15 protein-coding genes are annotated in these 12,133 nt (G+C 74.6%); 6 read left to right on the top strand and 9 right to left on the bottom strand.

The features are described from left to right. The first annotated feature begins 42 nt into the window (after window positions 1–42). Entirely contained in the window at window positions 43–234 is a 192-nt protein-coding gene (gene rpmB / locus CLT75_RS31615) for a 50S ribosomal protein L28 (RefSeq protein ID WP_011905179.1), read from the top strand. A 219-nt stretch (window positions 235–453) separates the two neighbouring features. After that, complete coding sequence (locus CLT75_RS31610; RefSeq protein WP_135243729.1) at window positions 454–1,713, top strand: ATP-grasp domain-containing protein; 1,260 nt, start codon at window positions 454–456, stop codon at window positions 1,711–1,713. Here CLT75_RS31610 and CLT75_RS31605 read toward each other — a convergent pair. After that, window positions 1,710–2,177, bottom strand: coding sequence for a GNAT family N-acetyltransferase (locus CLT75_RS31605; RefSeq protein WP_135243728.1), 468 nt, complete (start codon window positions 2,175–2,177; stop codon window positions 1,710–1,712). The genes CLT75_RS31610 and CLT75_RS31605 overlap by 4 nt on opposite strands. Window positions 2,178–2,281: 104 nt before the next feature. Next, window positions 2,282–3,232 (bottom strand): thiamine-phosphate kinase, encoded by a 951-nt coding sequence (locus tag CLT75_RS31600; RefSeq protein ID WP_135243727.1) that lies wholly within the window; start codon window positions 3,230–3,232, stop codon window positions 2,282–2,284. A gap of 163 nt (window positions 3,233–3,395) precedes the next feature. Here CLT75_RS31600 and CLT75_RS31595 point away from each other — a divergent pair, with 163 nt between their 5' ends. Beyond that, entirely contained in the window at window positions 3,396–3,629 is a 234-nt protein-coding gene (locus CLT75_RS31595) for an Lrp/AsnC ligand binding domain-containing protein (RefSeq protein WP_013284547.1), read from the top strand. Then, complete coding sequence (locus CLT75_RS31590; protein ID WP_135243726.1) at window positions 3,630–4,217, top strand: DUF3515 family protein; 588 nt, start codon at window positions 3,630–3,632, stop codon at window positions 4,215–4,217. 51 nt (window positions 4,218–4,268) lie between these two features. Here CLT75_RS31590 and CLT75_RS31585 read toward each other — a convergent pair whose 3' ends face one another. Next, a complete protein-coding gene (locus tag CLT75_RS31585) occupies window positions 4,269–5,372 on the bottom strand; it encodes a D-alanine--D-alanine ligase family protein (protein ID WP_135243725.1) in 1,104 nt (367 codons plus the stop codon). A 166-nt stretch (window positions 5,373–5,538) separates the two neighbouring features. Next, window positions 5,539–5,763, bottom strand: a complete 225-nt coding sequence (locus CLT75_RS31580; RefSeq protein WP_120571208.1) for a hypothetical protein — start codon at window positions 5,761–5,763, stop codon at window positions 5,539–5,541. 235 nt (window positions 5,764–5,998) lie between these two features. Here CLT75_RS31580 and CLT75_RS31575 point away from each other — a divergent pair, with 235 nt between their 5' ends. Both CLT75_RS31575 and CLT75_RS31570 read left to right on the top strand, forming a co-directional pair. Continuing rightward, window positions 5,999–6,844 carry a Scr1 family TA system antitoxin-like transcriptional regulator gene (locus CLT75_RS31575; RefSeq protein WP_135243724.1) on the top strand — a complete coding sequence of 282 codons (846 nt, stop codon included), beginning with the start codon at window positions 5,999–6,001 and terminating at the stop codon, window positions 6,842–6,844. A 4-nt stretch (window positions 6,845–6,848) separates the two neighbouring features. Then, a complete protein-coding gene (locus CLT75_RS31570; RefSeq protein ID WP_135243723.1) occupies window positions 6,849–7,040 on the top strand; it encodes a DUF397 domain-containing protein in 192 nt (63 codons plus the stop codon). Between the two features lie 65 nt (window positions 7,041–7,105). Here CLT75_RS31570 and CLT75_RS31565 read toward each other — a convergent pair whose 3' ends face one another. The 5 genes from CLT75_RS31565 to CLT75_RS31545 all read right to left on the bottom strand — a co-directional run bounded on the left by CLT75_RS31565 (window position 7,106) and on the right by CLT75_RS31545 (window position 12,065). Next, window positions 7,106–8,155: an ROK family protein gene (locus CLT75_RS31565; RefSeq protein WP_135243722.1), complete on the bottom strand. Its 1,050-nt coding sequence runs from the start codon at window positions 8,153–8,155 to the stop codon at window positions 7,106–7,108. An 86-nt stretch (window positions 8,156–8,241) separates the two neighbouring features. Continuing rightward, the gene (locus CLT75_RS31560; RefSeq protein ID WP_135243721.1) at window positions 8,242–9,033 is read right to left on the bottom strand and encodes a putative protein N(5)-glutamine methyltransferase; all 792 of its coding nucleotides are present in this window, start codon (window positions 9,031–9,033) and stop codon (window positions 8,242–8,244) included. Window positions 9,034–9,205: 172 nt separating this feature from the next. Continuing rightward, entirely contained in the window at window positions 9,206–10,324 is a 1,119-nt protein-coding gene (locus CLT75_RS31555) for a cystathionine gamma-lyase (protein ID WP_135243720.1), read from the bottom strand. An 11-nt stretch (window positions 10,325–10,335) separates the two neighbouring features. Further along, window positions 10,336–11,343: an NAD(P)H-dependent glycerol-3-phosphate dehydrogenase gene (locus tag CLT75_RS31550; protein WP_120571211.1), complete on the bottom strand. Its 1,008-nt coding sequence runs from the start codon at window positions 11,341–11,343 to the stop codon at window positions 10,336–10,338. Next, a complete protein-coding gene (locus CLT75_RS31545) occupies window positions 11,340–12,065 on the bottom strand; it encodes a lysophospholipid acyltransferase family protein (protein WP_135243719.1) in 726 nt (241 codons plus the stop codon). Before CLT75_RS31545 ends, CLT75_RS31550 begins: the two co-directional genes overlap by 4 nt. Between the last annotated feature and the right edge of the window lie 68 nt (window positions 12,066–12,133).

The raw sequence follows: 12,133 nt of genomic DNA, 5'->3' as shown, positions 1-12,133 counted from the left end.
CTGGCGGCGACCTCATGAACGTTTCAATCCCAGGAGTATCCCGTGGCTAGCGTGTGCGACGTCTGTGGCAAGGGGCCGGGCTTCGGCCACAACGTGTCCCACTCGCACCGGCGGACCAACCGCCGCTGGAACCCGAACATCCAGTCGGTGCGCACCCCGGCCGGTGGCGGCAACACCAAGAAGTTGAAGGTCTGCACCTCGTGCATCAAGGCCGGCAAGGTCACCCGCGCCTGACGCGGTAGCGCCACCGGAACATCGTCGGTCGCCGGCGGATCCCTTCGGGGTCCGCCGGCTTCTGTCGTGTCCGGCGACCCGTCGTGCCCACCGACCCGGTATCGGCCGACCCGCCCCCGCACCCCTGACCGACCGTACGGCGACCGCCTCGATCCGGCCGGTTAGGGTGCTGCTGCGCCGGCCGTCCGGTTCCGGCGCGAGCCGTGGGGAGGGTGACCGGTGGACCTCGATCTGGGCCGCGAGCAACTGGTGGTGGTGGGCGCGTCGTTCGGCTCGCTGAGCTGGTTCGACCAGGAGCTGCCGCCGTGCAGCGTGGTGCTGGTCGAGGAGCCGGACGTGATCGCCCGCCGCGACCTGGCCCGGTTCGCCGAGCGGCTGCCGATGATCGGGCGCCTCGTCGCGGCCGAGTACCAGACCGCCTTCGACCCGGACGCCCTGCTCGCCCGCGAGCCCGGCCTCGCCGACGCGCGGCTGGTCCTGCCCGGCCTGGAGTACGCGGTCGGCGCCACCGCCCGGCTCGCCGAACGGCTCGGCCTCCCCGGCGCCGGCGTCGAGGCCGCCGACGTCTTCTCCGACAAGCACCGGATGCGGCTGCTCGCCGACCGGATCGGGCTCGCCAACCCGGCGTACGAGCTGGTCGACGACCCGGCGCGGGCGGTGGAGTTCGCCGAGGCGCACGGCGGGCGGTGCGTGCTGAAGCCCACCCGCCGCTCGGGCAGCCTGGGCGTGCAGCTGATCACCGACGCGGCCGAGGTGCCGGCCCGCTGGACGGCCAGCGCCGCCCCGCCCGACCCGGCCGAGGCCACCGAGCGCGGCCTGCCCACCGGTGTGCTCGTCGAGGAACTGCTGGTCGGTTCCGAGCACAGCGTGGAGCTGCTGGTGGCCGAGGGCGAGGTGGTCTTCGCCAACGTCACCGACAAGCGGATCGCCGGTGGCCGCTACCCGGTCGAGACCGGCCACACCGTGCCGTCCGCGCTGCCCGCCGACGCGCACGACGCGCTGCGCGCCGCCGCGGTACGCCTCGCCGAGGCGGCCGGCTTCCGCAGCGGCATGCTGCACAGCGAGTGGATCCTCGCCGACGGCGTGCCGACGCTCGTGGAGTGCGCGGCCCGGATGCCCGGCGACATGATCACCGCGCTCATCTCGATCGCCTACGAGCGGGACGTCATCGAGGCGTACCTGCGGATCCTGCGCGGCGAACGGCCGGAGCTGCCGGCGCGGGCGACCGGCGCGGCGGCGATCGAGTTCCTGATCGCGCCGCCCGGCCGGGTGACCGCCGTGGACGGCAGGCGCGACGCGCTGCGCGTGCCGGGCGTGCTCGACGTGCAGGTGGAGACGAAGGTCGGTCAGACCGTGCCGGAGCTGCTCTCCTCGGCGCACCGCAGCGGGCACCTGATGGCCTGGGGCGCCACCCCGGACGAGGCCGCGGACGCCGCCCGCCGCGCCGCGAGCCAGATCCGCATCTCGGTGGACTACTAGAGGGTACGGCCGTACGACAGGCAGCCCGGGGCGTCCTTGTAGAAGCCGAAGTTCGGGATCCGCTCGTAGCCGGCCGAGGTGTACATGGCGATCGCCTCGGGCTGCTTGTCGCCGCACTCCAGCACGATCCGCTTGCGGCCGTGGTCGCGGGCGGACCGCTCGACCGCGCCGAGCACCGCGCGGGCCACGCCCCGGCCCCGGGCCGCCGGGTCGGTGTACATCCGCTTCAGCTCGGCCGTGTCGCCGTCCTCGCCGTGGCTGCGCCAGCCGCCGCAGCCGACCGGCCGCCCGTCCAGGTAGGCGACGAGGAACGTGCCGTCCGGCGGGGTGAACTCGGCCGCGTCGACGGGGGTCTCGTCGCCGCTGCCGCCGTACCGGGCGCCGAGGTCGGCCAGCGCCGCCCGGATCAGCGCCTGCGACTCGGGCGCGTCGAAGCGCCGCTCCCGGATCTCGATCTCGCTCACCGTGCCAGGTTACGACCGCCGCCGGCCCCGGCCCGGCCCGGCGGCCCGGGGTCGGACGCAGATCACTCCGGGCCCGCCGGTCCGCCGTCCGGCGGAAGCGCCGGTCATTCCGCCGTCCGGCGGAAGTGGTCCCAGCCGCGCGGGCCGCTGTAGGCGGCTCCGTCGACGGTGACCCCGGCGCCGGCCGCCACCCGACCGACCGGCCGCCAGCCGTCTGGGAGCGCGGCGTCCGCCGGGAACGTCGCCGCCAGCGCGTGGTCCTCGCCGCCGGCCAGGATCCAGGTGTACGGGTCGACGCCGAGCGCCTGCGCCGCGTCCCGCATCTGCCGGGGCACCTCGAACGCGTCGCGGCTCACGTCGATCGCGACACCGCTGGCGGTCGCCACGTGCCCGAGGTCGGCCAGCAGCCCGTCCGACACGTCGATCATGGCGGTGGCCCCTGCCGCGGCGGCAGCGGGTCCGGCGGCGTACGGCACCTCGGGGCGGCGGAACGCCTCGACCAGCAGCCGGGGCGTGCGGAAACCCCGGGACAGCACGGTGTAGCCGGCCGCCGACCAGCCGGTGCGCCCGGCCAGCGCCACCACGTCGTCGGGGCGGGCACCGGAGCGCACCACCGGGTCGCGGCCGGCCAGGTCGCCGAGCGCCGTCACCGCGACGGTGAGCGTCGGGCTGCCGGACATGTCCCCGCCGACCACGCTCGCGCCGACCAGCGCCGCCTCCGCGCCCAGCCCGTCGGCCAGTTCCTCGGCCCAGGCCGGGTCCAGCTCGGCCGGCATGCAGAGCGCGACCAGCAGCGCCGTCGGGGTGGCGCCCATGGCGGCGATGTCGGCGAGGTTGGCCGCCGCCGCCCGGTGTCCCACGTCCCGCGCCGACGACCAGTCGCGGCGGAAGTGCCGCCCCTCCACCAGCACGTCGGTCGAGGCGACCACCCGCCGGTCCGGCGCGGCCACCACCGCGCCGTCGTCGCCGGGGCCGAGCAGGCAGTTCCGTCCCTGCGCCAGCCGGGCGGTCACCCGGTCGATCAGGCCGAACTCGCCGACATCAGTGACCGTCATTCCGTCCCCTCGCTCCGCTGCGTCGTTCCGCACGTCCCACCCCTGTCCGTACCGGCGTGTGCTCGCTCACCGCGTCCGACCGGCAACCGATAGGGGTCACGGCCGCTCAGTACGGTAGTTTCACCCTTCGGGTCGCCCGGAGGCGACGGACGGAGGTCGAGTCGTGGTACAGGCGTACATCCTCATCCAGACCGAGGTCGGCCGGGCGCGTGACGTGGCCGGTCTGATCGCGGACCTGGCCGGCGTGGTACGGGTCGACGCCGTCACCGGGCCGTACGACGTGGTGGTGCTCACCGAGGCGAACACCGTCGACGAGCTCGGCAAACTCATCGTCAGCAAGGTGCAGATGGTGCCCGGCATCACCCGCACCCTCACGTGTTCGGTGGTGCGGCTGTAAGTGGACGAGAAGGACACCTCCCCCCGCCGGGACGGCGCCACCCGCCGTGCCGCGCTCTGGGCGACGCTCGTCGCGGTGCCGGTGACCGTGGCGGTCGCCGGGTTCACGTTCGCCAAGCTGGCCCCGGAGTCGCCGGACGCCGAGCCGAGCGCGTCGGCGAGCCCTCGGGCCCAGTCGAGCGCGCCGGTCGAGATGCCCGCCCCGGCGCTGGCCGAGCGCCCGACCGTCCTGTGCCGGGCCCTGATGTCGCAGCTCCCGGACAGCGTGCGTGACCTGACGCAGCGCCCGGTCACCGCGGGCCCGGAGCAGAACGCCGCGTACGGCGACCCGGCGCTGACGGTGGCCTGCGGCGGCAGCCCGGCGCAGTTCCCGCCCACCGACGAGGTGTGGAAGGTCAACCAGGTCTGCTGGCACGCGGCGCAGGAGGCCGACGCCACGGTGCTGACCACCGTCGACCGGGAGACCCCGATCCGGGTGCGGGTGCCGAAGTCGTACGAGCCGCCGCTGCAGTGGGTGACCTCGATCTCCGACACGATCGTAAGTTCGGTCCCCTCGGCGAAGCAGGCCCCCTCGGGCTGCTCCGCCTGACCCCCGCCCGGCCGGCCGACGGTCGGCGGGGCGGTGCGGCGGTGCGGGCGGTCAGCGGCCGGCGCGACGGTGCAGGGCGGTACGGATCAGCCGGTTGACCAGCTTCGGGTACTCCAGCCCGCTGGCCGACCACATCCGCGGGAACATCGACGTCGGCGTGAAGCCCGGCATCGTGTTGATCTCGTTGAGGTAGACGTCCATCTGCGGGGTCACGAAGAAGTCGACCCGGGCCAGGCCGGAGCAGTCGAGTGCGGTGAAGGCCCGGGTGGCGTAGTCGCGCACCTGCCGGGCGACCGGCTCGGGCAGGTCGGCCGGTACGTCGTACTCGCAGACCTGGTCGGCGAAGATGTACTTGGCCTCGAAGTCGTACCAGTCGCGGTCGCCGATCATGCGCACCTCGGCGAGCACCGAGGCCTCCGGCGCGCCACCGGCCTCGCCCTCCAGCACGCCGCACTCGATCTCGCGGCCGACCACCGCGCCTTCGACGAGCACCTTGCTGTCGATCTCGCGCGCGGTGACGAGCGCGGCGTCCAGGTCGGCCCAGTCGTCGACCTTGGTGATGCCGAACGAGGAGCCGGCCCGGGACGGCTTGACGAAGACGGGCAGCCCGAGGCGCTCCTTGTCCTCCTCGCTCAGCGACATCCCGGCGCGCAGCACCGCGTACGGACCGACCGGGATGCCCTCGGCGGCGCAGAGCTTCTTGGTGAACTCCTTGTCCATGGCCGCGGCGGAGGCGAAGACGTTCGCGCCGACGTAGGGGATGTCGGCCATCTCCAGCATGCCCTGGATGGTGCCGTCCTCGCCGTACGCGCCGTGCAGCACCGGGAAGACCACGTCCACGTCGGCGAGTGCGACCGGCCCCTGGGCCGGGTCGAGCACCATCAGGCCGCCGACGGCGGGGTCGGCGCGCAGTACCAGTTCGGCGCCGGAGCCGGCGGTGATCTCGGGGAGCTTGCGGTCGGCGATGGCGAGCCCGCTCGGGTCACCGCTGGCGAGCACCCACTGGCCCTGCCGGGTGATGCCGACCGGGACCACCTCGAACTCGTCCGGGTCGAGCGCGGCCAGCACGCTGCCGGCGCTGACGCAGGAGATGCCGTGTTCGGGGCTGCGGCCGCCGAAGACGATCGCCACGCGGGTCTTGCCTGGGGTGGTCATGGTCACCTCATCGTTCGCGACTGCGGCTGGCCGTGCTCGCCGGTGGCGCTCACCCGAATGACCTTACTGTGCGTTGCCGCAAGCGGTGGTCGTTACCCGGGGAGACGCGGAGTCGCGTGGCAAACGGTCAAGGTGACATCTACGGTAAGTAACGGAACGGTGTGTCTCAGAAGACCGGGTGCCGGGGCCGGCGGCCGACCGCGATGACCTTCACGCGTTGCCGGCCGGCCCGCACCATGCCCAGCGCCATGAACGCGCCGGCGATCCGGTCGGCGGCCTCCCGGCTGCTCGCGCCGACCACCTGGCGGCGGCGTTCCGGGCTGGTCCGTTCGTCACGCCGGGTGCCGTCCGGTGGACGCACGTCGGTCAGGACCACCAGGAACCTGGTCACCGCGGAACCCCTCCCCGTCTCGTGGACCGGCAGGGGCACGCGGCGGTCGGATCGTGGGGGAGTGAAGAATCCGACCACCGCGCGCCCCATCCCCTCCGGTCGCTCACCATCACCGTCGCCACGACAACCGATGGTGAGGACGCCGTCACACATTGACAGGTTCACCGGCGTGAATGCAACTCTCATCGACTTTCTCTCATGCCCGCTTTCCCGCGGGATGTGCGACCATCGATGCATGGCGCCGAAGACCGCCCGGGCCCGACGGCTCGGCATCGCCCTGCGGGCCCACCGGGAGGCCGCCGGCCTCACCCTGGAGGCCGCGGCCGACGAGATCAACAGCACCCGGAGCACGTTGTCCCGCTACGAGAACGCGCAGACGCTCGTCAGTCCCGCCACCGTGCGAGCGCTGCTGACCAGCTACGGCGTGGGCCCGGCGGACATCGCCGCGGCGGTGCAGCTGGCGAAGGACGCCCGCAAGCCGGGCTGGTGGGTGTCCTATTCGTACCTGCTGGACCAGCGCACCATCGACTTCATCGCGTTGGAGGCCGAGGCCACCGGCATCGCGAACTTCGAGCCGTCGGTGGTGCCGGGCCTGCTCCAGACCGCCGACTACATCCGCGGGGTGATGCGCGGCGGGCCGCACACGCTCACCGACGAGCAGGTGGAGCAGCGGGTCCAGCTACGGCTGGACCGCCAGCAGCGGCTCTCCGGCGCCGAGCCGCCGATCCTCGACGCCATCATCGACGAGGGCGCGCTGCTGCGCCCGGTCGGTGACCGCTCGGTCATGTCCGGCCAGCTCCAGCACCTGCTGAAGATGGCCGAGCTGCCGAACGTCACGGTGCAGGTGATCCCGCTGGCCGCCGGCTACCACCGGGGCACCCGGGGCTCGCTGCACATCCTGGAGTTCGCCGACCCGGAGGACCCGATCATCGCCTCGGTGGAGACAGTCGCCGGGCAGATGGTCCTCGACCGGCCGGTTGACCTGCGTACCTGCGCCAAGATCATGGAGCACCTGCGGACCGTGGCGCTGAGCCCGGCGGCCAGTCGGGACCAGCTCCTCCGCCTGCTGAACGAGAGGTGACCAGATGAACGGCACGAATCCCACACCGGCCCGCTGGCGCAAGAGCAGCCACAGCGGCGACGAGGGCGCGTGCGTGGAGATGGCGCCGCTGCCCGGCGCGGTGGCGGTCCGCGACTCCAAGGACCCGGCCGGCCCGGTGCTGGTGTTCCCGCCGCACGCCTGGGCCGCGTTCACCGCCGCGCCGCCGAACGCCTGAGCGGCCCGCCGCCGCCCGCCTGGGCGGGACGCCGCCCGCCTGGACGGCCCGCCGGGCGGGCGGCGTCAGCCGAGTGGGGCGGCGGCGGTGGCAGCGCCGCGTACCGCCTCCAGCGCCGCGATGGCCACCCCCCGCGCGCCGGCCATGTCCCGGTCCGGCACCAGCGCGAAGGTGGCCACCGCCCGCTGCTCCTCCCGGAGCACCGTGTGCTCGGCGACGGCGGCGAGGAACCAGTCCCGGAACTCCGGCGCCGCCTCCACCACACCCCCGCCGACGAAGTACGCGTGCGGGTCGGTGAAGTTGGCCGCGATGGTGAACAGCCGCCCCAGCGCCTTGGCCTGCTGGGTGAACACCAGGCGGGCCAGCGGGTCGCCGCGTTCGCCGTAGCCGCGCAGCAGCTTCGCCGCCCGGTCCGGCTCCTCCGCCGCGAGCGGGTGCTCCGGGTGCCGGGCCAGCCAGTACGGCAGCAGGTTGCGCCGGATCGCGGTGAGCGAGGCGACGCTCTCCGCGTCCCCGGTGAAGCCGCAGGCGCAGACCGGCGCCGCCTGGTCCGGCTCGGCCAGGCCGTCCAGCGGGATGTGCACGTGCCCGAACTCGCCGGCCATGCCGGCCGCGCCGCCGACCACCCGGCCGGACTCCACCACTCCCCCGCCGAGCCCGGTGCCGACGATCGCGGACACCGACGACCGGGCCATCGCCTCGGCGCCGAAGTGCACGTGGTGCGCGTAGAGCGCGGCGGCGTTGCCGTCGTTGGCGTAGACCACCGGCAGGCCCAGCCGCCGCTCCAGCGCGGTACGCACGTCGAAGCCCCGCCAGGCGGGCTGGGAGAAGTTCGTCGAGCCGCGGGACGAGATGACGCCGGTGGCGCTGGCCGGGCCGGGCGTGTCCAGCCCGACCGCGCGGACCAGGTCACGCGGCACGCCGGTGTGGGCCAGGACGCCGTCGAACGCCCGCGCCAGCGCCTCCACCGCCGCCTCCGGGCCGTCGCCGACCTCGCTCGGGATCTCCAGCAGCCCGTCCACCAGGAACCGGCCGTCGACGGTCAGCACCGTGGCGTTGTCGCTCGTGCCCCCGTTGTCCAGTCCCACCACCACCGGCACACCTGAGCCGCCCACCGCCACCGCCTCCCGCCGCGCCTGACCCGAGGCTAGTTCCCGCCCGGCCCACCCGCCACGCCCCGGCGCGGACTCCCCCGGTGCGGTCAGCCGGGACGACGGGCGGTGACCGCCGTGGCCTCCCGCTCCTCGTCGCGTACCACAGCCGGGTCCAGCCCGGCGGCGGTGAACACGGCGCACAGTTCCGGGGCCTGCGCGGCGCTCGCCTCGACCACGACGTGTCCGCCCGGCGCGAGCCACTCGGCCGCGCCGGAGGCGACCCGGCGCAGCACGGACAGGCCGTCCGTGCCGCCGTCCAGCGCCACCGGCGCCTCGTAGAGACGCGCCTCGGCCGGCAACGAGGCCACCGCACCGCTCGGCACGTACGGCGCGTTCGCCACCACCAGGTCCAGCTCTCCGCGCCGCCCGGCCGGCAGCGCGTCGAACAGGTCGCCCTGGTAGACCGGGACGCCGAGCGGTTCGAGGTTGCGCCGGGCGCAGGCCACCGCCACGGGGTCGATGTCGGCGGCGGCCAGCCAGCGGGGCGCCAGCCGTTCGTGCAGCACCACGGCGGCGGCGCCGGAGCCGCAGCACAGGTCGAGCACCGCCGGTGCCGGCCCGGCCAGCGCCGTCGCCGCGTCGACGAGCAGCGCGGTCCGGCCGCGCGGCACGAAGACCCCCGGGTGTACGGCGATCCGCCGGCCGCAGAACTCGGCCCAGCCGAGCAGGTGCTCCAGCGGCAGGCCGGCGACGCGACGGTCGACCAGCCGGGTCAGCGACTGCGCCGAGTCGGCGGCGGCGATCAGCAGTTCCGCCTCGTCCTCGGCGAAGACGCAACCGGCGGAGCGCAGCCGCCGGACGAGGGCGGGACGGTCGGGGGTGAACACGGTGGATGCCATGGCAAGCCTTTCGGGAAGCGCTCGTCGGCGCCCCCGGCGTCGCCTCAGCCCCGAAGCGACGCGGACTCGGAGGGAGCGCCGGTCCTCTGCTGGTGGATCGGACTCACCTCCTCGGGTCGGGGCCGCACGGGCCGTGGCTGACCGTCACGATAGCCCAGCGGCCGACACGCCGTCAGCCCGCCGCGTCGAGCGCCGCCGACACGTCGGCGAGCAGGTCGGCGGTGTCCTCGACGCCGCAGGAGAACCGCACGAAACCCGCCGACGTGTCGTCACCCCACTGGGCCCGCCGGTCGGCTGTGGTGTGCAGGCCGCCGAACGAGGTGGCCGCGGCCACCAGCCGGGCGGCGCCGAGGAACCGGGCCACCCGGCGCTCGTCGCCCAGGTCGAACGAGAGCACACCCGGTACGCGCCGCATCTGGGCCGACGCGACCGGGTACGCCGGGTCGTCGGGCCGTCCGGGCCAGCGCACCCCGGTGACGTCCGGGCGGGCCGCGAGCAGGTCGGCCAGCGCCCGCGCGTTCGCGGTCTGCCGGGCCAGCCGCAGGTCGAGCGTGGCCAGCGAGCGGTGGGCCAGCCAGCAGTCGAACGCGCCCGGCACCCCGCCGGTGGCGTTGCGCCAGGTGGTCGCCGCGTCCCGCAGCCCGGGGTCCCGGGTGGCCAGGTAGCCCAGCAGCAGGTCCGAGTGGCCGGTCAGCGCCTTGGTGCCGGAGGCGACCACCACGTCCGCGCCGAGGTCCAGCGGGCGCTGCCCGAGCGGCGTCGCGGTGGTGTTGTCCACCGCCACCAGCGCACCGGCGGCGTGCGCGGCGGCGGCCACCGCCCGGACGTCGGCGACGTCCAGGCCGGGGTTCGCCGGGGTCTCCAGCAGCACCAGCCGGACACCCTCGAACGAGGGGTACGGCCCGGCCGTCGGCACGAGCACCACGCGTACGCCGAGCTGTTCCAGCGTGTCCGAGGCGAACGCGCGCACCGAGTAGTAGCCGTCGGCGGGCAGCAGCACGGTGTCGCCGGGGCGCAGCAGTGTCAGCAGCAGCCCGGTGATGGCGGCCTGGCCGCTGGCGAAGACCCGGCAGTCGCCGCCCTCCAGCTCGCCGATCGCGGTCTCCAGCAGCCGCCGGGTGGGGTTGTCGGGCCGTCCGTACCCGTCCACCGCCGCCGACGGGCCGCGCTCCGGGTCCAGGTGGTACGGCGCGGCGAAGACCGGGCCGGGCAGGAACGGCTGCCCGGGTACCGCGTCCGGCAGGCCGGCGTGCACGCTGCGCGTGCCGTCACCCCAGTACTCGTCGGTCATCCCGGCTCCGCTCACTCGTACGACTCGGGCTTGGCGGTGCGGCTCATCAGCGCGTCCACCGCCAGGCGCGGATCCATCCCCTCGTGGCAGATCCGCTCGATCTGCTCGGTGATCGGCATCTCCACCCCGTGCGCCCGGGCCAGGTCGCGGATGGCCAGGCAGCTCTTGACGCCCTCGGCTGTCTGCCGGGTGGCCGCCTGGGCCTGTTCCAGCGTCTCCCCCCGGCCCAGGTGCTCGCCGAAGGTGCGGTTGCGGGCCATCGGCGACGAGCAGGAGGCGACCAGGTCACCCATGCCGGCCAGCCCGGCGAACGTGATCGGGTCGGCGCCGAGCGCCACCCCCAGCCGGGCGGTCTCGGCCAGGCCGCGGGTCATCAGCATGGCCCGGGTGTTGTCGCCGAAGCCCATCGCGGTGGCGATGCCGTACGCCAGCGCGATCACGTTCTTCACCGCGCCGCCCAGCTCGCAGCCGATCACGTCGTCGTTGGTGTACGGACGGAAGTACGGCGTCCGGATGGACGCCTGCACCAGCGCGGTACGGCGGCTGTCGGTGCCCGCGACGACAGTGGCGGCCGGCTGCTCGGCGGCGATCTCCGGGGCCAGGTTGGGCCCGGAGACGACCACCACCCGGTCGGCGGGCACCCCGGCGGTCTCCGTGATCACCTGGCTCATCCGCTTGGTGGTGCCCAGCTCGATGCCCTTCATCAGCGACACCAGCGTGGCGTCCGGCGCCAGGTACGGCGTCCAGTCGGCGAGGTTGCCGCGCAGCGTCTGCGAGGGCACCGAGAGCACCACCACCTCGGCCCCCTCGATCGCCTCGGCGGCGTCACCGGTGGCGGTCACCCGCTCGGGCAGGCGTACGCCCGGCAGGTACTCCGGGTTGTGCCGCCCGGTCCGGATCGCCTCGGCCACGGCGGCCCGGCGGGCCAGGACCGTCACGTCCCGCCCGGCGTCGGCGAGGATCTTGGCGAACGCGGTCCCCCAGGAACCGGCGCCCAGCACGGCGACGTGCCCGCTCATTCGGTGACCTCCCGGGTGCCGGTGCGGGCGGGCCGCTGCCAGAGCGGCGGTGGTGTGCCGCCGCGGACCTCCGCGACCAGATCCCGGATGCGCAGCATGATGGTGTCCGTCATCTCCTCCAGGATCGGCCGGGTCGGCGTGGCGCCGGCCCAGCGGCTCAGGTCCACCGGCGGACCGGCGATCACCGTCACCGGGGTACGCGGGCGCAGCCCGAACCGGGCCGTACGCGGGTCGAACATCCGTTCCGGGCCGACCATGGCGATCGGGACCACCGGGGCGCCGGTGGCCAGCGCCAGGCGGGCCGCGCCGGTCTTGCCCTTCATCGGCCACAGGTCCGGCTCACGGGTGGTGGTGCCCTCCGGGTAGATCACCACCGCGCCGCCCTCGGCCAGCGCGGCGACCAGCTTGTCCAGCGACTTGACCGCCTCGACTGTGCCCCGCTCGACCGGGATCTGCTGGCACCGGTGCAGGATCCAGCCGACCACCGGCACCCGGAACACGCTGGCCTTGCCGAGGAAGCGCGGCCAGCGCCCGGCGTCGTAGATGTAGTGCGCGACCACGAGCGGGTCGGCGTGCGAGATGTGGTTCGGCACGAGGATCACGCCGCCGTCGCCGCGCAGGTGCTCCATGCCCCGCCAGGTGCGCCGGGTCCAGACCGTCATCAGCGGCTTGACCAGCACCACGGCGAGCCGTCGCCAGACCCCCAGCCTCCGCCGTGCCACAGTGCCTCCTCGATCCGCCCTCGCGCCCCGGCACAGAATCATGCCTGTTCGCCCCCGCTGCGGCCAGT

The sequence above is a fragment of the Micromonospora sp. CNZ285 genome, assembly GCF_004637285.1.
The sequence above is the reverse complement of the archived record's forward strand: the minus strand, read 5'-3'. Positions and strand labels throughout refer to the sequence as shown.

Coding starts and splice junctions, on each gene's coding strand:
- CLT75_RS31600 (WP_135243727.1), bottom strand. CDS start 3,232: ATGACGGTCACTGATGTCGGCGAGTTCGGCCTGATCGACCGGGTGACC.
- CLT75_RS31575 (WP_135243724.1), top strand. CDS start 5,999: ATGGCGCCGAAGACCGCCCGGGCCCGACGGCTCGGCATCGCCCTGCGG.
- CLT75_RS31570 (WP_135243723.1), top strand. CDS start 6,849: ATGAACGGCACGAATCCCACACCGGCCCGCTGGCGCAAGAGCAGCCAC.
- CLT75_RS31555 (WP_135243720.1), bottom strand. CDS start 10,324: ATGACCGACGAGTACTGGGGTGACGGCACGCGCAGCGTGCACGCCGGC.
- CLT75_RS31560 (WP_135243721.1), bottom strand. CDS start 9,033: ATGGCATCCACCGTGTTCACCCCCGACCGTCCCGCCCTCGTCCGGCGG.
- CLT75_RS31585 (WP_135243725.1), bottom strand. CDS start 5,372: ATGACCACCCCAGGCAAGACCCGCGTGGCGATCGTCTTCGGCGGCCGC.
- CLT75_RS31550 (WP_120571211.1), bottom strand. CDS start 11,343: ATGAGCGGGCACGTCGCCGTGCTGGGCGCCGGTTCCTGGGGGACCGCG.